This window comes from Kitasatospora sp. NPDC091335 (genome assembly GCF_044757205.1).
Taxonomy (GTDB): Bacteria; Actinomycetota; Actinomycetes; order Streptomycetales; family Streptomycetaceae; genus Kitasatospora.
This window is the reverse complement of sequence record NZ_JBIVUM010000007.1, coordinates 68,258-91,696: the sequence shown is the minus strand read 5'-3', so window position 1 is coordinate 91,696 and position 23,439 is coordinate 68,258. Positions and strand designations below refer to the sequence as shown.

General features: G+C 76.5%; 1 protein-coding gene (running past one end of the window). It reads left to right on the top strand.

Annotated features, from left to right (window positions below):
- Positions 1 to 23,439 carry the 3' portion of a type I polyketide synthase gene (locus ACIQOW_RS17305; protein ID WP_401085380.1) on the top strand. It extends 14,364 nt beyond the left edge of the window, so the window shows 23,439 of its 37,803 coding nt (coding positions 14,365-37,803); its start codon lies off the left edge, out of view; its stop codon occupies positions 23,437 to 23,439.

Below are 23,439 nucleotides of genomic sequence, written 5' to 3'. Positions count from 1 at the left end.
TACGCCGCCTTCCCGGTGTTCGCCGACGCCCTGGACGCCGTCTGCGCCCGGCTCGACACCGAGCTGGACCACCCGCTGCGCGAGGTGATGTTCGCCGAGGCGGGCACCCCCGTGGCCGCCCTGCTCGACCGCACCGTCCACACCCAGGCCGCGCTGTTCGCCTTCGAGGTGGCCCTGTTCCGGCTGCTGGAGGACTGGGGGGTGCGGGCGGACTTCCTGCTCGGCCACTCCATCGGCGAGATCGCCGCCGCGCACGCCGCCGGCGTGCTGTCGCTCGACGACGCCTGCACCCTGGTCGCGGCGCGCGGCCGGCTGATGCAGGCGCTGCCCGAGGGCGGCGCGATGCTCGCCGTCGAGATCGACGAGGCCGGGGCCGCCGAGGCGCTCGCCGCCTCCGACGGCCCGGTCGGCATCGCCGCTGTCAACGGGCCCCGGGCGGTCGTGGTCTCCGGACCGCAGGACGCGATCGACGAACTGGCCGGGCGCTGGCGCGCCGAGGGCCGGCGGACCAGCCGGCTGCGGGTCTCGCACGCCTTCCACTCCGCCCTGATGGAGCCGATGCTCGCCGAGTTCGCGGCCGTCGCCGAGGGCCTGGACTACCACCCGCCGCGCATCCCGCTGGTCTCGAACCTGACCGGCACCGCCGTCGGCGCCGAGGAGGTCTGCGACCCCGGGTACTGGGTGCGGCACGTCCGCGAAGCCGTCCGGTTCGCCGACGGCGTGCGCTGGCTCGCCGGCCAGGGCGCCGGCCGCTTCCTGGAGGTCGGCCCCGAGGCGGTGCTCACCGCCATGGCGCGCCTGACCCTGGACGCCGACGGCCGGGACGGCGCCGTCCTGGTGCCCGCCTCCCGGGGCGAGCGGCCCGAGGCCGACACCCTGCTCGGCGCCGTCGCCACCGTCTGGACCGGCGGCGCCGCGGTGGACTGGTCCGCCGTGCTCGCCGATCGCGGCGCCCGGCGGATCACCCTGCCCCCGTACGCCTTCCAGCGGCAGCGGTACTGGCTGCGCCCGGGCCGCGCCGCCGACGTGGCCTCCGACGGCCTGCTGCGCACCGAGCACCCGCTGCTCACCGCCGCCGTGCCGCTCGCCGACGGCGAGGGCGCGCTGCTGACCGGCCGGCTGTCGCTCGCCGCGCAGCCCTGGCTGGCCGACCACGCCGTGCGCGGCACGGCCATCCTGCCCGGCACCGGCTTCGTGGAGCTGGCCCTGCGGGCCGGCCGGGAGGTCGGCTGCACCGCGCTGCGGGAGCTGATGGTCGAGGCCCCGCTGGCCGTCCCCGCCACCGGCGGCGTGCGCATCCAGGTGCGGGTCGGCGACCCCGACGAGTCCGGCGACCGCCCGGTGTCCGTGCACGCCCAGGCCGACGGCGCGGCCGGCTGGACCAGGCACGCCTCCGGCGCCCTGGCCACCCGGCCGGAGACCGCGCCGTACGACCTCTCCGCCTGGCCGCCGGCCGGCGCCGAACCGGTCGAACTGGACGGCTACTACGACCGGTTGACCGAGGCCGGCTACGGCTACGGGCCGGTCTTCCGCGGGCTGCGCGCGGCCTGGCGGGCCGAGGACGCGGTCTACGCCGAGATCGCCCTGCCCGCGGACGCGGCCGAGGAGGCCGGCGGCTACGGCGTCCACCCGGCGCTGCTCGACGCCGCCATGCACGCCACCACCGTCGGCGGCTTCCTCGACGGCGCCGGCGCCACGCCGCTGCCCTTCGTCTGGTCCGGGGTGTCCCTGCACGCCACCGGTGCGTCCGTCGCCCGGGTCAGGCTCGCCCCCGCGGGCCGGGACGCGATCTCGATCCGGGTCGCCGACGCCACCGGCGCCCCGGTCGCCGACGTCCGCTCGCTGACCCTGCGCCCGACGCCCACCGGGCGGCGGGACACCCGCCGCGCGGAGGCCGGCGACGCGCTGTTCGCGGTCGAGTGGACCGCGCTGCCGGCCGGCGCCGCCGCCGAGCCCTGCCCGGTCGCCGAGCTGGCCGAGGTCGAGGCCGGCCTGGCCTCCGCCGCCCTGGTGCTGCACCGGGTCGAGGCGACCGGCGACGCCGCCGCCCGCGCCCGCACCGCCACCGGCGCGGCGCTCGACGCCGCCCGGCGCTGGCTGACCGGCGACCGGGACGAGGCCGCCCGCCTGGTGGTCGTCACCCGCGGCGCCGCCGCCGTGCAGCCGGGCGAGGAACCCGCCGACCCGGCGGGCGCCGCCGTCTGGGGCCTGCTCCGCTCGGCCCAGTCCGAGCACCCGGACCGCCTGCTGCTGCTCGACGACGACGGCACCGCCGACTGGGCCCTGGTCCGCCGGGCCGTCGAACTGGGGGAGAACCAGCTCGCCGCCCGCGCCGGCGCCCTCTACGCGCCCCGGCTGGTCCGGGTGCCCGCCTCCGCCGCGCTGACCGTCCCCGAGGACGCCGCCGCCTGGACCCTCGACCCCACCGAGCCCGGCATCCTGACCAGCCTGCGGCTGCTGCCCGCCGACACCGCCGAGCGGCCGCTCGGCCCCGGCGAGGTCCGGATCGGCGTCCGCGCGGCCGGCGTGAACTTCCGCGACGTGCTGCTCGCGCTCGGCATGTACCCCGAGCGCGCCGAACTCGGCTCCGAGGGCGCCGGCGTCGTCCTGGAGGTCGGTGCGGACGTCACCGACCTGGCCGTCGGCGAGCGGGTCCTCGGCCTGTTCCCCGGCGGCTTCGGCCCGGTCGCCGTCGCCGACCGGCGCCGGCTCGCCCGGATCCCGGCCGGCTGGACCTTCACCGAGGCCGCCTCGATGCCGGTCGTCTTCGTGACCGCCTACTACGGTCTGGTGGACGTGGCCGCCGCCAGGCCGGGGGAGTCGGTGCTGGTGCACGCCGCGGCCGGCGGCGTGGGCATGGCCGCCGTCCAGCTCGCCCGCCATCTGGGCCTGGAGGTGTACGGCACCGCCAGCGCCGGCAAGTGGGACGTGCTGCGAGCCGCCGGACTGGACGACGCCCACCTCGCCTCCTCCCGCGACCTCGGCTTCGAGGAGTCGTTCCGCGCCGCCACCGGCGGCCGGGGCGTGGACGTGGTGCTCAACTCGCTGGCCGGCGAGTTCATGGACGCCTCGCTGCGGCTGCTCGCCGACGGCGGGCGCTTCGCCGACATGGGCAAGGCCGACCCGCGCGACGCCGAGCGGGTCGCCGCCGACCACCCGGGCGTGCGCTACCGCGCCTTCGACCCCTCCGAGGCCGGCCCGCAGCGGATGGGCGAGATCCTCACCGAGGTGCTCGGGCTGTTCGAGTCCGGTGCGCTGCGGCTGCTGCCGATCACCGCCTGGGACGTCCGCGAGGCGCCCGCCGCGTTCCGGCACATCAGCCAGGCCAGGCACGTCGGCAAGAACGTGGTCACCGTCCCGGCGCCGCTCGACCCCGAGGGCACCGTGCTGATCACCGGCGGCACCGGCACCCTCGGTGGCCTGCTGGCCCGCCACCTGGTCACCGAACGCGGCGTACGGCACCTGCTGCTGCTCAGCCGGCGCGGCGCCGACAGCCCCGGCGCGGCCGAACTGGTCGAGCAGCTCACGGAGTTGGGTGCCGAGGCGACCGTCGCGGCCTGCGACGCCGCCGACCGGGACGCGCTGGCCGCGCTGCTCGCGCGGATCCCCGCCGAGCACCCGCTGACCGGCGTCGTGCACACCGCGGGCGTGGTCGACGACGGCGTCGTCACCGCCCTCACCACCGAACAGCTCGCCACCGTGCTGCGCCCGAAGGCGGACGCCGCGCTCCACCTGCACGAGCTGACCGCCGACCGCGACCTCGCGATGTTCGTGCTGTTCTCCTCCGTCGCGGCGGTGCTCGGCCCGCCCGGACAGGGCAACTACGCGGCGGCGAACGGCTTCCTGGACGCGCTGGCCGCGCACCGCCGGGCCCGCGGCCTGGCCGGCGCCTCGCTGGCCTGGGGCCTGTGGGCGGAGTCCAGCGGCATCACCGGCCACCTCACCGGCGCCGACCTGGCGCGGGCGGCCAGGGTCGGCGCCCCGCTGACCACCGCGCAGGGCATGGCCCTGTTCGACGTCGCCGGCACGGTGCCGCGCGCCCACCTGGTCACCTCCAACCTCGACGTCGCCGCGCTGCGCGGCGACCCGGCAGGACCGCCGCCGATGCTGCGCTCCCTGGTCGGCGCCGCGCTGCGCCGGGCCAGCGACGCCCCGACCGCCGCGAGCCTCACCCAGCGGCTCGCCGCCGTCCAGCCGGACGGCCGGCTCCCGCTGCTGGTCGACCTGGTCCGCGAGCAGACCGCCCTGGTGCTCGGCCACGCCTCCCCGGAGGCCGTCGCGGCCGGCCGCGCCTTCAAGGAGGCCGGCTTCGACTCGCTGACCTCGGTGGAACTGCGCAACCGGATGCAGGCCGCCACCGGCCTGCGGCTGCCCGCCACCCTGGTCTTCGACCACCCGAGCCCGGCCGCGCTCGCCGAGTACCTGCTCGGCGAACTGCTCGGCGGCCGGGACGTCCCGGTGGCGGCCCAGGCCGCCGCGGTGGCCACCGACCGGGACCCGGTCGTCATCGTCGGGATGAGCTGCCGCCTGCCGGGCGGCGCCGACAGCCCGGAGCGGCTCTGGGCGCTGCTCGCCGACGGCGGCGACGGCATGACCGGCTTCCCCGCCGACCGCGGCTGGGAGGCCGAGACCGCGGACGCGCCGTACGCGCTCACCGGCGGCTTCCTCCCCGACGCCACCGAGTTCGACGCGGCCCTGTTCGGCATCTCCCCGCGCGAGGCGCTGGCGATGGACCCGCAGCAGCGGCTCTCGCTGGAGGCCGCCTGGGAGGCGTTCGAGGCCGCGGGCGTCGACCCGACCTCGGTGCGCGGCGAGCAGATCGGCGTCTTCCTCGGCGCCGGGACCTCCTACTACGGCATCGGCACCGACCTCTCCACCACGGCCGAGGGGCACGTCCTCGCGGGCACCTCGAACAGCGTGATCTCCGGCCGGGTCTCGTACACCTTCGGCCTGGAGGGCCCCGCCGTCACGGTGGACACCGCCTGCTCCTCCTCGCTGGTCGCGTTGCACCTGGCGGCGCAGGCGCTGCGCGGCGGCGAGTGCGCGATGGCCCTGGCCGGCGGTGTCACGGTGCTGGCGGGGCCGGAGATCTTCGCCGAGTTCAGCCGGCAGGGCGGCGTCGCCGCGGACGGCCGCTGCAAGCCGTTCTCCGCCGAGGCGGACGGCACCGGCTGGTCCGAGGGCGTCGGCATGCTGGTGCTGGAGCGGCTCTCCGACGCCCGCGCGAACGGCCACCGGGTGCTCGCGGTGGTGCGCGGCAGCGCGCTCAACCAGGACGGCGCCTCCAACGGCCTCACCGCGCCCAACGGGCCCTCGCAGGAGCGGGTGATCCGCCAGGCGCTCGCCAACGCCGGACTGACCACCGCCGACGTGGACGCCGTCGAGGCGCACGGCACCGGCACCCGGCTCGGCGACCCGATCGAGGCCGGAGCGCTGCTCGCGACGTACGGTCAGGACCGCCCGGCCGACCGGCCGCTGTGGCTCGGCTCGGTCAAGTCGAACATCGGGCACACCCAGGCCGCGGCCGGCGTCGCCGGGGTGATCAAGATGGTGCAGGCCCTGCGGCACGGGCGGCTCCCGGCCACCCTGCACGTGGACGCGGCCTCGCCGCACGTGGACTGGGCGGCGGGCGCGGTCGAGCTGCTGGCCGAGGCGCGGCCGTGGCCGGCCGTGGACCGGCCGCGCCGGGCCGGCGTCTCCTCGTTCGGCATGAGCGGCACCAACGCCCACGTCATCCTGGAGGCCGCGCCGGTCGTCACCGAGGCCCCGGCCGCCATCGAGGCCGCGACCGCCCCGGAGACCGGCCCCGGGGTGCTCCCGTGGTTCCTGTCCGCCCGCACCCGGGCCGGGCTGGTGGCCCAGGCCGCGCGACTGGGCGCCTTCGCCGCCGAGCGCGACGAGCTCACCGGGGCGGAGATCGGCCGGGCGCTGCTCTCCCGGGCCGCCCTGGACCACCGCGCGGCGGTGCTCGGCAGCGACCGGGCCGAACTGCTGGACGGCCTGGCGGCGCTCGCCGACGACACGGCCAGGGCCGGGGTGGTCACCGGCGTCGCCCAGGAGCGCGACAGCCGTTCGGTGGCCTTCGTCTTCCCGGGGCAGGGCTCCCAGTGGGTCGGCATGGCGCGCGAACTCGCCGACTGGTCACCGGAGTTCGCCGGTCGGCTGGCCGAGTGCGAGGCGGCGCTGGCGCCGTACACGGACTGGTCGCTGACCGAGGTGCTGCGGGAGGCCGCGGCCCTGGACCGGGTGGACGTGATCCAGCCGGTGCTCTGGGCCGTGATGGTCTCGCTCGCCGAGGTGTGGCGGGCCCACGGCGTCCGCCCCTCGGCCGTGATCGGCCACTCCCAGGGCGAGATCGCCGCCGCCGTGGTGGCCGGCGCCCTGTCCGTCGAGGACGGCGCCCGGGTGGTCGCGCTGCGCAGCCGGGCCCTGATCGAACTCGCCGGTGACGGCGGCATGGTGTCCGTCGCCGCCGGCAGCGCGGTGGTCGGGGAGCTGATCGCGCCCTTCGACGGCCGGATCTCGGTGGCCGCCTTCAACGGCCCCTCGTCCACCGTCGTGTCCGGCGAACCGGACGCCCTGGACGAACTGATGACGCTCTGCGAGGAGCGCGACGTCCGCGCCCGCCGCATCCCCGTCGACTACGCCTCGCACTCCGCCCAGGTGGAGCGGGTCCGCGAACGGGTCCTGACGGACCTCGCCGGGATCAGCCCGCGGACCTCCCGCGTCCCGCTGTACTCCACGCTGACCGGCGAGCCGATCGACACCGTCCGGATGGACGCCCGGTACTGGTACGACAACCTGCGCTCCACCGTCCGCTTCGAACAGGCCACCCGCGCCCTGCTCGCCGACGGCCGCTCGGTGTTCGTCGAGTGCAGCCCGCACCCCGTCGTCTCGGTCGCCCTCCAGGAGACCGCCGAGGACGCCGGCACCACGCTCACCGCGGTCGGCACCCTGCGGCGCGACGACGGCGGCGCCGAGCGCTTCCTGAACGTCCTCGCCGAACTCTGGACGGCCGGCGTCCCGGTGGACGCCACCGGCGTGCTGCCCGCCGCCGGGCCCGTCGCCCTGCCCACCTACGCCTTCCAGCGCGAGCGCTTCTGGCCCAGGCCCCTCGCCGCGCACGACGCCGCCGCCGTCGGCCAGGTCACCGCCGGCCACCCGCTGCTGCGCGCCGCCGTCCCGCTCACCGACGACGCCGTCGTGCTGACCGGACGGCTCTCCACCACGAGCCACCCGTGGCTCGCCGACCACGCCGTGCTCGGCCGCACCCTGGTGCCCGGCGCGGCCTTCGTGGAGATGGCCCTGCGGGCCGGCGAACAGGCCGGCTGCGCCCTGCTCCGGGAACTGGTGCTCCAGGCCCCGCTGGTGCTCACCGCGACGGACGGCGCGGCCGTCCAGGTCGCCGTCGGCCCGGCGGACGGCGCCGGCGACCGCACGGTCGAGGTGTCCTCCCGCGCCGGCGAGGACGCGCCGTGGATCTGCCACGCCACCGGCCTGCTCGGCGCGGACGCCCCCGCCGTCGGCTTCGACCACACCACGTGGCCGCCCGCCGGTGCCGGGCCCGTCGACGTCGAGGGCTTCTACGAGGCGCTGACCACGGCCGGCTACGGCTACGGCCCCGCCTTCCAGGGCCTGCGCGCCGCCTGGCGGGACGGCGACACCGTCTACGCCGACGTCGCCCTGCCCCAGGACGTCCAGGCCGACGGCTACGGCGTGCACCCCGCCCTGCTGGACGCCGCCCTGCACGCCGCCGCCCTCGACGCCGAGGCCGGCACCAGGCTGCCCTTCGCCTGGACCGGCGTCTCGCTGCACGCCGTCGGCGCCACCGCGCTGCGGGTCGCCCTCACCCATGGCCCCGGCGGCACCACCCTGCGGGCCGCCGACCCCACCGGCGCCCCGGTGCTCGCCATCGACGCGCTGACCGCCAGGGAGGTCACCCCCGAGGCCCTGGACGGCGGCGCCGGACGCCGCGTCCACGACGCCCTGTTCGCCCTGGACTGGGTGCCCGCGACCGACCCGGCCGCCGCCCCCGACACCACCGGCTGGGCGGTGCTCGGACAGGACGACGCCGGACTGCCGCGGGCCGTCCGGCACGCCGACCTCGCCGCCCTGACCGCCGCCCTCGACGCGGGCGCGCCCGCGCCCGCCGTCGTGGTCCTGCCGGTACCGGCGGGCGGCGACGCCGAGGCCGTGCTGCGCGCCACCTCCGCCACCCTCGGCCTGCTGCGCGACTGGCTCGCCGAGGAGCGGCTCGGCTCCTCCCGGCTGGTCCTGCTGACCCGCGGCGCCGTCGCCGCCCGGGACGCCGGAGGAGACGGCGCCGACCTCGCCGGAGCCGCCGTCCACGGCCTGGTGGCCTCGGCCCAGGCCGAGCACCCCGGCGGCCTGATCCTGGTCGACCGCGACCCGGCCGGCGACGACGGGGCCTGGCCGGCCGCCGTCGACACCGAACCCAGGACCGCGCTGCGCGACGGCACGGTGCTCGTCCCGCGCCTGGTCCGCACCCCCGCCACGGACACCCCCGCGCTGCCCGGCACCGTCCTGATCACCGGCGGCACCGGCACCCTGGGCGGCCTGGTCGCCCGCCACCTGGCCGCCCGGCACCAGGTGCGGCACCTGGTGCTGCTCGGCCGCCGGGGCGCCGACGGCCCCGGCGCCGCCGAACTGGTCGAACAGCTGCGCGAGCTGGGCGCCGAGGCGACCGTCGTCGCCTGCGACGCCACCGACCGCGACGCGCTCGCCGCGGTGCTGGCCGAGCACCCCGTCACCGGCGTCGTCCACGCGGCCGGCGTGATCGACGACGGCACCGTCACCTCGTACGACACCGACCGGCTCGCCGCGGTGCTGCGCCCCAAGGTGGACGCGGCCCTCCACCTGCACGAGCTGACCGCCGACCGCGACCTCACGATGTTCGTGCTGTTCTCCTCCGCCGCCGGCACCTTCGGCTCCGAGGGCCAGGCCGGCTACGCGGCGGCCAACGCCACCCTGGACGCCCTGGCCGCCCGCCGGGCGGCCGCCGGCCTGCCCGCCGTCTCACTCGGCTGGGGCCTGTGGGCCTCCGCCAGCGGGATGACCGGACACCTGTCCACCGACCAGGTCGCCCGCGCCTCGCGCACCGCGGAGTCGCTGAGCGACGCCGACGGACTCGCCCTGTTCGACGCGGCCGTCGGCTCCGCCCTCCCGCACCTGCTGCCGATCAGGCTGCGCCCGGCCGCCGGACCGGACGGCGAGGTGCCGCCGCTGCTGCGCGCCCTGGTCCGCCCGGCCCTGCGGCGCGCCGCAGCCGCCGAGACCGGCACCGGCGCGCTCGCCCGGCGGCTGGCCGGCCTCGCCGAGGCCGAGCAGGTCAGGACGGTGACCGAGCTGCTCGCCACCGAGGTCGCCGCCGTCCTCGGCCACGCGAGCGCGACCGCCGTCGAGCCGGGGCGGGCCTTCAAGGACCTCGGCTTCGACTCGCTGCTCGCGGTCCGGCTGCGCAACCGGCTCCAGGAGGTCACCGGCCTGCGGCTGCCCGCGACCCTGGTGTTCGACCACCCGACCCCGGCCGTGCTGGCCGAGTTCGTCCGAGGCCGCCTGCTCGGCGGTCGCCCGGCGGGACCGGCCGCCGCCGCGGCGAAGCCCGCCGCGGCCACGGTCGCCCTCGACGAGCCGATCGCGATCGTCGGCATGAGCTGCCGCTACCCCGGCGGCGTCACCGACCCGGACCGGCTGTGGGCGCTGCTGGCCGCCGGCGGGGACGGCATCTCCTCCTTCCCGACCGACCGCGGCTGGGACGTCGCCGCGGTGTACGCCGGCGAGAGCGCGGGCTCCGCGACCGTCTTCGAGGGCGGCTTCCTGCACGACGCCGCCCGGTTCGACGCCGGGCTGTTCGGGATCTCGCCGCGCGAGGCGCTGGCGATGGACCCGCAGCAGCGGCTGCTGCTGGAAGCCTCCTGGGAGGCCTTCGAGAGCGCGGGCCTGGACCCGACCTCGCTGCGCGGCAGCAGGACCGGCGTCTACGCCGGCCTGATGTACCACGACTACGCGACCGGCGGCGGAGCCGTCCCGGACGAGGTCCAGGGCTTCCTGGGCACCGGCAACGCGGGCAGCATCGCCTCCGGCCGGGTGTCGTACACCTTCGGCCTGGAGGGCCCGGCGGTCACCGTCGACACCGCCTGCTCCTCCTCCCTGGTGGCGATGCACCAGGCGGCGCAGGCGCTGCGCTCCGGTGACTGCGACCTGGCGCTGGCCGGCGGTGTCACCGTGCTCGCCACGCCCGCGGTGTTCACCGAGTTCAGCCGCCAGGGCGGGCTGGCCTCCGACGGCCGCTGCAAGGCCTTCTCGGCCGCGGCCGACGGCAGCGGCTGGTCCGAGGGCGTCGGCGTGCTGGTGCTGGAGCGGCTCTCCGACGCCCGGCGCAACGGGCACGAGGTGCTGGCGGTGGTGCGGGGTTCGGCGGTGAACCAGGACGGTGCGTCGAACGGTCTGACGGCGCCGAACGGGCCTTCGCAGGAACGGGTGATCCGGCAGGCGCTGGCGAGTGCCGGGCTGTCGGCCGCCGAGGTGGACGCGGTGGAGGCGCACGGGACGGGCACCAAGCTGGGTGACCCGATCGAGGCGCAGGCGCTGCTGGCGACGTACGGTCAGGACCGGTTCGCCGACCGGCCGCTGTGGCTGGGCTCGATCAAGTCCAACCTCGGGCACACTCAGGCCGCGGCCGGCGTGGCGGGCGTGATCAAGATGGTGCTGGCGATGCGGCACGGGGTGCTGCCGGCCACCCTGCACGTGGACGCGCCGTCCCCGCACGTGGACTGGTCGGCCGGCGCGGTGGAACTGCTCACCGAGGCCCGTCCGTGGCCCGAGGCCGGCCGGCCGCGCCGCGCGGGCGTCTCCTCGTTCGGCATCAGCGGCACCAACGCCCACGTGATCCTGGAGTCCGTGCCGGCCGTCGAGTCCGCCGAGTCTCCGGCTGTCGAAGGTCCGGTGCCGTGGCTGCTGTCCGGCCGGACGCCGGCCGCGCTGGCCGGGCAGGCCGAGCGGTTGCGGGAGTTCGCCGCGGAGCGTGCGGAGCTGGCGGTGGCGGACGTGGCGTCCGCGCTGCTGTCCCGGGCGGGTCTGGAGCACCGTGCGGTGGTGCTGGGCGGCGACCGGCAGGCGCTGCTGGACGGGCTGGCCGTGCTCGGCGGCGAGGGTGTGGTGCGGGGCCGGGTGGTTCCCGGTGACGTGGTGTTCGTCTTCCCGGGGCAGGGTTCGCAGTGGGTCGGGATGGCGCGTGAACTCGCCGAGGCCTCACCGGTGTTCGCGGCGCGACTGGCGGAGTGTGAGGCGGCGCTGGCGCCGTACGTGCCGTGGTCTCTGACCGGGGTGCTGCGCTCGGCGGCCGAGCTGGACCGGGTCGACGTCGTCCAGCCGGTGCTCTGGGCGGTGATGGTGTCGCTCGCGGAGGTGTGGCGGGCCCATGGTGTCCGGCCCTCGGCGGTGGTGGGCCACTCCCAGGGCGAGATCGCGGCCGCGGTGGTCGCGGGTGCGCTGTCCGTGGAGGACGGTGCGCGGGTGGTGGCGCTGCGGAGCCAGGCGATCATCGAACTCGCCGGTGACGGCGGGATGGTGTCCGTCGCGGCGGGCAGCGCGGTGGTCGGGGAGCTGATCGCGCCCTTCGACGGCCGGATCTCGGTGGCGGCCTTCAACGGCCCGTCCTCGACGGTGGTTTCGGGTGAACCGGAGGCCCTGGACGAGCTGGTGGCGCTCTGCGAGGCCCGTGAGGTGCGGGCCCGCCGGATTCCGGTGGACTACGCCTCGCACTCGGCTCAGGTGGACCGGTTGCGTGAGCGCATCCTGGACGACCTGGCCGAGGTCGCTCCGGTCACCTCCGCGGTGCCGCTCTTCTCGACTCTCACGGGCACGTCGATCGACACGGTGCGGATGGATGCCGGGTACTGGTTCGACAACCTGCGCTCCCCGGTCCGGTTCGAGGAGGCGACGCGTGCGCTGCTGGCCGGTGGCCGGTCGGTGTTCGTGGAGTGCAGTCCGCACCCGGTGCTGACCGTCGGTGTGCAGGAGACCGCCGACGCGGTCGAGGCCGAGGCGGCCGTGCTGGGCACCCTGCGACGCGGCCAAGGCGGCCCCGAGCAGCTGCTGACCGCCCTGGCCGAGGCCTGGACCGCCGGCGTGGCCGTCGACTTCGCGTCGCTGCTGCCCGCCGGCCGCCGCATCGGACTGCCCACCTACGCCTTCCAGCGCGAGCACTACTGGCTGGAGACGGCGGCCGTGGCGGCCGAGGGCGACCCGACCGAGGCCCGGTTCTGGGACGCCGTCGAGCGCGGCGACCTGGCCGAGCTGTCGGAGTCCCTGGAGCTGGACGAGGACGGCGCGCTGCGGTCGCTGCTGCCGGTGCTGTCCTCGTGGCGGCAGCGGCGCCGGGTGGATTCGGTGGTGGACTCCTGGCGGTACCGGGTGGTGTGGAAGCCGCTGGCGGCTTCGGCGGACGGGCGGTTGTCCGGCCGCTGGCTGCTGGTGACGGGCGCGGGCGCGCCGTTGGAGGGTGTCGAGGCGGCGCTGGTCGCGGCCGGGGCCGAGGTCGTGCCGCTGGCCGTGGACGGTGCCGGCCGGGAGGAACTCGCGCTCCGGATCGGTGAATTGGCCGCCGAGGGTGAGTTCGCCGGCGTGCTCTCGCTGGTCGCCACGGCGGAGTCCGAGGGCTCTCCGGTGTCGGCCGGCGTGCCGGCGACACTGACGCTGGTGCGGGCCCTGGGCGATGCGGGCGTCCGGGCCCGGGTCTGGACGGTGACGGCCGGTGCGGTCTCGGTGGGCCGGGCCGACCGGCTGGTGAGCCCGTGGCAGGCGCAGGTGTGGGGTCTGGGTCGGGTGGTGGCGCTGGAACTGCCGGATGTGTGGGGTGGGTTGGTCGATCTTCCGTCGGTGGTGGACGAGCGGGCCGGGCGCCGGTTGGTGGCCGTGCTCGGTGGTCTCGGCGGTGCGGAGGATCAGGTCGCGGTGCGTTCCTCGGGCGTCTACGGCCGCAGGTTCGTGCACGCGCCGCAGCCGGCGGGTCGTGGTGGTGTGTGGACGCCGTCCGGCACGGTGCTGGTGACCGGTGGTCTGGGTGCGTTGGGTGCGTCGGTGGCCCGTTGGCTGGCCGAACGCGGCACGCCGCACCTGGTGTTGACCGGCCGGCGGGGCGGCGAGACGCCGGGCGTGGACGCCTTGGTCGCGGAGCTGACCGCGCTGGGCGCCCGGGTGACGGTCGCCGCGTGCGACGTGGCGGACCGCGACGAGGTGGCCGCGTTGCTGGCGGGGATTCCCGCCGAGCTGCCGCTGACCGGTGTCGTGCACACCGCCGGTGTGGTGGACGACGGCATGCTGGACTCGCAGTCTCCCGAGCGCTTCGAGACCGTCTTCGCGGGCAAGGTCGGCGGTCTGCTGCACCTGGACGAGCTGACCGCCGGTCTGGGCCTGGACCTGTTCGTGGTGTTCTCCTCGCTGGCGGGCACCCTGGGCAGTGCCGGGCAGGGCAACTACGCCGCCGCCAACGCCTTCCTGGACGCCTGGATCCAGCAGCGCCGCGACCGCGGCCTCGCCGGACTCTCGATCGCCTGGGGCGCCTGGGCACAGGACGGCCTCGCCACCGGCGAGGTGGTCGTCGAGCGGCTGCGGCGCGGCGGCGTGGTGCCGATGGACCCGGAGTCGGCGGTCCAGGCCCTGGCCAGGGCCGTCGACCAGGACGAGACCGACGTCAGCGTCGCCGACATCGACTGGCCGCAGTTCCTCGGCGGCTTCACCGGCTCCCGTCCGAGCGCCCTGCTCGCGGACCTTCCGGAAGCCGCCGCACGGCCCGCGGCCGCCGGGGCCGACGCCGCCGCGCCGGTGCGCTCCGAGCTGGCCTCGGCGCCGGCCGGACAGCGCCGCCAGTTGCTGCTCGACATCGTCCGGGCCCAGGCCGCGTCCGTGCTCGGCCACGCCTCGGCCGACGCGGTGGCGCCCGCCAGGGCCTTCCGGGAACTGGGCTTCGACTCGCTGACCGCCGTCGAACTGCGCAACCGGATCAGCGCCGAGACGACCCTGCGGCTGCCGACGACGCTCGTGTTCGACCACCCGACGCCGACCCGGCTCGCCGACCACCTGCTCGGCCTGATGCTCGGCGACGACACCCTGCTGACCGAGACGATGCTGACCGAGGCGATGACTCCCGCCCCGGCCGGGACCGACGAGCCGGTCGTGATCGTCGGCATGAGCTGCCGCTTCCCCGGCGACGTCGGCACGCCCGCCGAGCTGTGGCAGCTGCTGGCCGACGGCGTGGACGGCGTCGGTCCGTTCCCGACCGACCGCGGCTGGGACCTCGACCGTGACGCCGGGGCGTACGCGCCGGAGGGCGGTTTCCTGCGGCACGCGACCGACTTCGACGCGAGCCTGTTCGGCATCTCGCCGCGCGAGGCGCTGGCGATGGACCCCCAGCAGCGGCTGCTGCTGGAGGCGTCCTGGGAGGCCTTCGAATCGGCGGGCACCGATCCGCTGTCCGTCCACGGGGCCCCCGTCGGCGTCTTCGTCGGCACCAACGGCCAGGACTACGGCACCCTGCTCGCCGCCTCGGACGAGGAGGTCGAGGGGCACGTGCTGACCGGCAACGCCGCGTCGGTGCTCTCCGGCCGGGTGGCGTACGCGTTCGGGCTCGAAGGCCCGGCGATGACGGTGGACACGGCCTGCTCCTCCTCGCTGGTCGCCCTGCACCTGGCGGCTCAGGCGCTGCGCCGCGGCGAGTGCGAACTGGCGCTGGCCGGCGGTGTCACCGTGATGTCCACCAACACCGCCTTCGCCGAGTTCGCCCGGCAGGGCGGGCTGGCCGCCGACGGCCGCTGCAAGGCCTTCTCGGCCGAGGCGGACGGCACCGGCTGGTCGGAGGGCGTCGGTGTGCTGGTGCTGGAACGGCTCTCGGACGCGCAGCGGCTCGGGCACGAGGTGCTTGCGGTGGTGCGGGGTTCGGCGGTGAACCAGGACGGTGCGTCGAACGGTCTGACGGCGCCGAACGGGCCCTCGCAGGAACGGGTGATCCGGCAGGCGCTGGCGAGTGCCGGGCTGTCGGCCGCCGAGGTGGACGCGGTGGAGGCGCACGGGACGGGCACCAAGCTGGGTGACCCGATCGAGGCGCAGGCGCTGCTGGCGACGTACGGCCGGGAGCGGGCGGGCGAGCCGCTCTGGCTGGGCTCGATCAAGTCGAACATCGGCCACACCCAGGCCGCCGCCGGTGTCGCGGGTGTGATCAAGATGGTGCAGGCCATGCACCACGGCGTGCTCCCGGCCACCCTGCACGCGGACCGGCGGACCTCGGAGGTGGACTGGTCGGCGGGCGCGGTGGAGCTGCTGAGCGAGTCCCGCCCGTGGCCCGAGGCCGGCCGGCCGCGCCGGGCCGGCGTCTCGTCCTTCGGGATCAGCGGCACCAACGCCCACGTGATCCTGGAGGCCGCGCCGGCGGTGGCGGCCGAGGAGCCGGTGGCCGTCGAGAGTGTGCTGCCGTGGCCGGTGTCGGGGCGGTCGGCCGCCGCACTGGCGGCGCAGGCCGGCCGGCTGGCCGAATCCCTGGCGGGTGAGCCGCGGTTCGGAGCGGTGGAGGTGGCCAGGGCGCTGGTCTCCCGGGCCGCCCTGGACCACCGCGCGGTGGTGTTCGGCGGTGACCGGGCGGCCCTGCTGGACGGCCTGGCCGCGCTGGCGGCGGGCGAGCCGTCGGCCCAGGTGGTCCCGGGCGTCACGGCGGAGGGGCGGACGGCGTTCCTGTTCACCGGTCAGGGCGCGCAGCGGACCGGTATGGGACGCGGGTTGTACGAGGCGTTCCCGGTGTTCGCCGAGGCCTTCGACGCGGTCTGCGCGGAGTTCGACCTGCTGCTGGACCGTCCGGTGAAGGACGTGGTGTTCGAGGGCGCCGAGGATCTGGACCGTACGGTGTGGACCCAGGCCGGGCTGTTCGCGGTCGAGGTCGCCTCGTACCGGATGCTCGAATCCCGGGGCGTGACAGCGGACTTCCTGCTCGGGCACTCGATCGGTGAGATCGCGGCGGCGCACGTCGCGGGGGTGTTCTCGCTGGCCGACGCGTGCGCGCTGGTGGCGGCGCGCGGTCGGCTGATGCAGGCGCTGCCGGGCGGCGGCGCGATGCTCGCCGTACAGGCCGCCGAGGCCGAGGTGCGCGCGGAGATCGGCGACCGCCTCGACGTCGCGGCCGTCAACGGGCCGACCTCGCTGGTGGTTTCGGGCCCCGCCGAGGTGGTGGACGAGTTCGCCGTCCGCTGGAAGGCCGAGGGCCGCAGGACCAGCCGGCTGACCGTCTCGCACGCCTTCCACTCGGCGCTGATGGAGCCGATGCTCACCGAATTCGCAGCCGTCCTGGCCGAGTTGACCTTCAACGAGCCGGTCGTTCCGATCGTCTCCAACCTGACCGGCTCGACGGCCACGGCCGGCCTGCTCACCACCCCCGACTACTGGGTCCGCCAGGTTCGCGAGGCCGTCCGCTTCGCCGACGGCGTCGAGACCCTGCACAGCGAGGGTGTCACCCGCTTCGTGGAACTCGGTCCGGACGGTGTGCTGACGGCGCTGGCGGGCCGGATCCTCCCTGACGCGGTCTGCGCGCCGCTGCTGCGCAAGGACCGGGACGACCGCGAGACGGCGCTGCGGGCGCTCGCCACGCTGTGGACGGCCGGGGCGGAGATCGACTGGTCCGGGCTGCTGCCCGCCGGCCGTCCGGCCCCGCTGCCGACGTACGCCTTCCAGCGGGACCGCTACTGGCCGAGGGTGGTGCCCGGCGCGGCCGCCGTCACCGACCCGGACGAGGCCCGCTTCTGGCAGGCCGTGGAGAGCCAGGACCTCGGCGAACTCGCCGCCGCCCTGGACATCGCCCAGGCCCCCGAGGAGTTGGGCTCCGTGCTGCCGGTGCTGTCCTCGTGGCGGCAGCGGCGCCGGGTGGATTCGGTGGTGGACTCCTGGCGGTACCGGGTGGTGTGGAAGCCGCTGGCGGCTTCGGCGGACGGGCGGTTGTCCGGTCGCTGGCTGCTGGTGACGGGTGCGGGTGCGCCGTTGGAGGGTGTCGAGGCGGCGCTGGTCGCGGCCGGGGCCGAGGTCGTGCCGCTGGCCGTGGACGGTGCCGGCCGGGAGGAACTCGCGCTCCGGATCGGCGCATTGGCCGCCGAGGGTGAGCTGTCGGGCGTGGTCTCGTCGGCTGCCGGTGAGGAGTCGCACGTCGAGGGCTCGCTGGTCCCTGCCGGGGTGGCCGCCACGCTGACCCTGCTGCACGCCCTCACCGACGCGGGCGTCCGCGCCAAGGTGTGGACGGTGACGGCCGGTGCGGTCTCGACCGGTCGCGCGGACCGGCCGGCCGACCCGGCGCAGGCGCAGGTGTGGGGTCTGGGTCGGGTGGTGGCGCTGGAACTGCCGGATGTGTGGGGTGGGTTGGTCGATCTTCCGTCGGTGGTGGACGAGCGGGCCGGGCGCCGCCTGGCGGCTGTGCTCGGCGGTGCGGAGGATCAGGTCGCGGTGCGTTCCTCGGGCGTGTACGGCCGCAGGTTCGTGCACGCGCCGCAGCCGGCGGGTCGTGGTGGTGTGTGGACGCCGTCCGGCACGGTGCTGGTGACCGGTGGTCTGGGTGCGTTGGGTGCGTCGGTGGCCCGTTGGCTGGCCGAACGCGGCACGCCGCACCTGGTGTTGACCGGCCGGCGGGGCGGCGAGACGCCGGGCGTGGACGCCTTGGTCGCGGAGCTGACGGCGCTGGGCGCCCGGGTGACGGTCGCCGCGTGCGACGTGGCGGACCGGGACGAGGTGGCCGCGTTGCTGGCGGGGATTCCCGCCGAGCTGCCGCTGACCGGTGTCGTGCACACCGCCGGTGTGGTGGACGACGGCATGCTGGACTCGCAGTCTTCCGAGCGCTTCGAGACCGTCTTCGCGGGCAAGGTCGGCGGTCTGCTGCACCTGGACGAGCTGACCGCCGGTCTGGGCCTGGACCTGTTCGTGGTGTTCTCCTCGCTGGCGGGCACCCTGGGCAGTGCCGGGCAGGGCAACTACGCCGCCGCCAACGCCTTCCTGGACGCCTGGATCCAGCAGCGCCGCGACCGCGGCCTCGCCGGACTCTCGATCGCCTGGGGCGCCTGGGCGGAACAGGGCATGGCCACCGAGCAGGTGGTGGCCGACCGGGTCCGGCGCGCCGGACTGACGCCGATGGACGCGCGGTTGGCGATGGAGGCGATGGCCAGGGCCGTCGACCACGGCGAGGACTTCGTGGCGATCGCCGACGTCGACTGGGCACGGATGCTGCCCGCCTTCGCCGGCGCCAGGACCAGCCCGCTGCTGGCCGAACTGCCCGAAGCGGGCCGGGCCGGGCAGGCCGATCACGCCGGGGCCCAACCGGTCGGAACGCAGGGGCCGGCCGGAGTGCGGGCGCTCGCGGAACTGCCCGCCGCCCAGCGCGACCGGGCCCTGCTGGACCTGATCCGCGTCTGCGCGGCGGCGGTGCTGGGGCATGCGTCGAGCGCGAGCGTCGAACCGGGCCGGGCCTTCCGCGACATCGGCTTCGACTCGCTGACCGCGGTGGCCTTCCGCAACCTGATCGGTGCCCGCACCGGCCTCCAGCTGCCGGCCACCCTGGTCTTCGACCACCCGACGCCGATCGCCCTGGGCGAGTTCCTGCTCGCCGAGCTGTACGGTTCGGCCGACCCGGCGCCGGCGCCGGACACCGCGGCCCTCGCCGCCGAGGACGAGCCGATCGCGATCGTCGGCATGGCCTGCCGGTTCCCCGGCGGTGCCCGGACGCCGGAGGCCCTGTGGTCGCTGCTCTCCGGCGACGGGGACGCGATGACCGGCTTCCCCGCCGACCGCGGCTGGGACCTGGCCGGCCGGTCGGGCTCGTACGCGGCCGTCGGCGGCTTCCTCGACGGCGCCGCGGAGTTCGACGCGACGCTGTTCGGCATCTCGCCGCGCGAGGCGCTGGCGATGGACCCCCAGCAGCGCCTGCTGCTGGAGACGGTCTGGGAGACCTTCGAGTCCGCCGGCCTGGACCCGAGGTCCGCGCGGGGCCGGTCGGTGGGCGTCTTCGCCGGCACCAACGGCCAGGACTACCCGACGCTGCTCGCCGCCTCGGCGGACAAGGTCGAGGGCCACGTCGCCACCGGCAACGCGGCGGCGGTGCTCTCCGGCCGCGTCGCGTACGCCTTCGGGCTGGAAGGCCCGGCGCTGACCGTCGACACGGCCTGCTCGGCCTCGCTGGTCGCCCTGCACCTGGCGGCCCAGGCACTGCGCCGCGGCGAGTGCGAACTGGCGCTGGCCGGCGGTGTCACCGTGATGTCCACGCCGGGGGTGTTCAGCGAGTTCGACCGCCAGGGCGGCCTGGCCGCCGACGGCCGCTGCAAGGCCTTCGCGGCCGGCGCGGACGGGACGGGCTGGGGCGAGGGCGTCGGCGTCCTGCTGGTCGAGCGGCTGTCGGACGCGCGCCGCAACGGGCACCGGGTGCTCGCGGTGGTCCGGGGCAGCGCGGTCAACCAGGACGGCGCCTCCAACGGCCTCACCGCACCGAACGGCCCCGCCCAGCAGCGGGTGATCCGGCAGGCGCTCGCCAACGCCGGGCTGTCCGCCGGCGAGGTGGACGCCGTGGAGGCGCACGGCACGGGCACCACCCTGGGCGACCCGATCGAGGCCCAGGCGCTGCTGGCGACGTACGGCCGGGAGCGGGCGGGCGAGCCGCTCTGGCTCGGCTCGATCAAGTCCAACATCGGCCACACCCAGGCCGCCGCCGGTGTCGCGGGCGTGATCAAGATGGTTCTGGCGATGCGGCACGGCGTGCTGCCGGCCACCCTGCACGTCGGCGAGCCGTCGCCGCAGGTCGACTGGTCGGCGGGCGCGGTGGAACTGCTCACTGAGTCCCGCCCGTGGCCCGAGACGGACCGTCCGCGCCGGGCCGGCGTCTCGTCCTTCGGGATCAGCGGCACCAACGCCCACATCATCCTGGAGTCCGCCCCGGCCGCGGACCCGGCGCAGGCCCCGGCCGCCGTGCCGCCGGGCGGGCTGCCGTGGCTGCTCTCCGCGCAGAGCCCCGAGTCGCTGCGGGCCCAGGCGGACCGGCTCACCGCGCACCTGGACGCCGCGCCCGGCCACGACCCGGTGGACGCCGCCTGGTCGCTGGCCACCGGACGGGCCGGGCTGGCGCACCGCGCCGTCGTGCTCGGCGGCGACCGGGACGCGCTGCGCTCCGGCGCCGGGGCGCTCGCCGCGGAGGCCTTCTCGCCGGCCGTGGTCACCGGCACCGTACGGGAGGGCCGGGTGGCCTTCCTGTTCACCGGCCAGGGCGCCCAGCGGACCGGCATGGGCCACGAACTGTACGAGGCGCAGCCGGTGTTCGCCGAGGCCTTCGACGCGGTCTGCGCCGAGTTCGACCTGCTGCTGGACCGTCCGGTGAAGGACGTGGTGTTCGACGGCGCCGAGGATCTCGACCGTACGGTGTGGACCCAGGCCGGGCTGTTCGCGGTCGAGGTCGCCTCGTACCGGCTGCTGGAATCCTGGGGTGTGGCACCGGAGTTCCTGCTCGGGCACTCGATCGGTGAGATCGCGGCGGCGCACGTCGCGGGGGTGTTCTCGCTGGCCGACGCGTGCGCGCTGGTGGCGGCGCGTGGCCGGCTGATGCAGGCGCTGCCCGAGGGCGGGGCGATGCTCGCCGTGCAGGCCACCGAGGCCGAGGTCATGGCGGCGCTGGAGGGCCGCCTCGATGTGGCCGCCGTCAACGGGCCTTCCTCGGTGGTGGTTTCGGGCCCGGCGGAGGTGGTGGACGAGTTCGCCGAGCGCTGGAAGGCCGAGGGCCGCAAGACCAGTCGGCTGACCGTCTCGCACGCCTTCCACTCGGCGCTGATGGAGCCGATGCTCGCCGAATTCGCTGCTGTCCTGGCCGAGTTGACCTTCAACGAGCCGGTCGTTCCGATCGTCTCCAACCTGACCGGCACGACGGCCGGGCCAGGGCTGCTCACCACCCCCGACTACTGGCTGCGCCAGGTCCGCGAGGCCGTCCGCTTCGCCGACGGCGTCGAGACCCTGCACCGCGAGGGTGTCACCCGCTTCGTGGAGCTCGGCCCGGACGGCGTGCTGTGCGCGATGGCCCAGCAGTCCGTCTCCGAGGCCGTGTTCGCCCCCGTGATGCGGCGCGACCGCGACGAGGCCGAGACCGCGCTGCACGCGCTGGCCCGGCTCTGGACGGCCGGCGCCGAGGTGGACTGGCCGGCGGTCCTGCCGCGCGGCCGGCGGGTGGACCTGCCGACCTACGCCTTCCACCACGAGCGGTTCTGGCCGACCCCGGCGCCCGCGCCGGCGCCGTCCGGGGACGCCGTGGAGTCCCGCTTCTGGGAGGCCGTCGAGCGCGAGGACCTGGACGAGCTGGCGGGCACCCTGCGCCTCGGCGAGCACGCCCGGGTGCTGGGCGAGATCCTGCCCGCGCTCTCCTCCTGGCGCAGGCTGCGCCGCCAGGACTCGGTGCTGGACAACTGGCGCTACCAGGTCACCTGGAAGCCCGTGCCGGTCGCCGAGCCCGAACTGGACGGCAGCTGGCTGGTGGTCGTCCTCGACGGTGCGGACCCGGAGCTCGCCGAGGGCGTGCGCACGGCGATCCGCTCCGCCGGAGCGGGCACCGTCGACCTCGCGCTGGACCCGGCGGACCTCGACCGGGCCGCGCTCGCGGCCCGGATCCTGGACGCGGTCGAGGGCGTGCCCGACGTCGTCGGCACGGTGCTGCTGGCCGCGCCCGACGGTGCGCCCGACGGCCCCGCCGCCGTGTCGCCGGCCGTGGCGGCCGCTCTGGTGACGGTGCAGGCGCTCGGCGACGCCAACCTGAAGACCCCGCTGTGGACGCTCACCAGGGGCGCCGTCAGGACCGGCCCCGGCGAGGTGCTCGCCGACCCGGCCCAGGCGCAGGTCTGGGGCCTCGGCCGGGTCGCCGCGCTGGAGCACCCGCAGCGCTGGGGCGGCCTGGTCGACCTCCCGGAGAGCCTGGACGCGGCGTCCGGCCGGACGCTGGCCGGGGTGCTGGGCGGCACCCCGGGCGAGGACCAGGTCGCGGTGCGCGGCACCGGCGCGGCCCTCGTCCGGCGTCTCGTCCGGGTCGACGCCACCGACGGCGCGCCGGAGCCCACCTGGGCCCCGGCCGGCCCCGGCACGGTGCTGGTGACCGGCGGCACCGGCGCGCTGGGCGCGGTGGTCGCCCGCTGGCTCGCCGGGTCCGGCGTCACCAGGCTGCTGCTGACCGGCCGGCGGGGACCGGCGGCGCCCGGCGCCGCCGAGCTGGTCGCCGAACTCGCCGGGCTGGGCGCCGAGGCGACCGTCGTGGCCTGCGACGCCGCCGACCGCGAGCAACTGGCGGCGGTGCTGGCGGAGATCCCGTCGGACGCCCCGCTGACCGGCGTGGTGCACGCGGCCGGGGTGCTGGACGACGGCACCCTCGACTCCCTCACCCCGGAGCGGCTGGAGACCGTCCTGGCGGCGAAGGCGGCCGGCCTGGTCCACCTGGACGAGCTGACCGGGGACCTGGACTTCTTCGTGGCCTTCTCCTCGCTGGCCGGCACCGTCGGCAGCGCCGGGCAGGGCAACTACGCCGCGGCGAACGCCTTCCTGGACGCCTGGATGGAACACCGGCACGACCGGGGCCTGCCCGGGGTGTCGGTGGCCTGGGGCCCGTGGGCGCGGGAAGGCATGGCCACCAGCCAGGTGGTCACGGAGCGGCTGCGCCGCCACGGCGTCCCGGCGATGGACCCGCGCTCGGCGGTCCGGGCCCTGGCCAGGGCGATCGGCGAGGACCGGCCCCACCTGGTGGTCGCGGACATCGACTGGCCCACCTTCGCGCCCCGGTTCGCCGGGACGCGGCCGAACCCGCTGATGCGCGACCTGGCGGAGTTCGCGGCGCTGGTCCCGCTGGTCCCCGGCGCCGTCACCCCGGACGGTGCCGCCGGGCTGCGTCAGGAGCTGGCCGCGCTGCCCGCCCCGCAGCGGCAGCGGATGCTGCTCGACCTGATCCGCGCCCGCGCCGCCGCGGTCCTCGGCCGCGGCAGCGCCGAAGCCGTCGCGCCGGACCAGGCGTTCCGGGAGATGGGGTTCGACTCGCTGATCGCGGTGGAGTTCCGCAACCTGCTGCACCACGAGACCGGCCTCAGCCTGCCGGCCACGCTGGTGTTCGACCACCCGACGCCCACCGCGCTCGGCACCCACCTCGGCGGCCTGCTGCTGCCGGAGGAGGCCGACCGGCCGGCCGGCCTCGCGGCGGACCTGGACCGGCTGGAGGCCAGGCTGCTGCGGTTCGACGCCGACGAGCGCGAGCGGGCGGACGTCGCCGCCCGGCTCCAGGGCCTGCTGGCCCACCTGGCCGGGGCGGACGGGACGCAACCGCAGGACGCGCTGGACGACGCCAGTGCGGACGAGGTCTTCGACCTCATCCGGAAGGAATTCGGGGGCCCGGCTTGA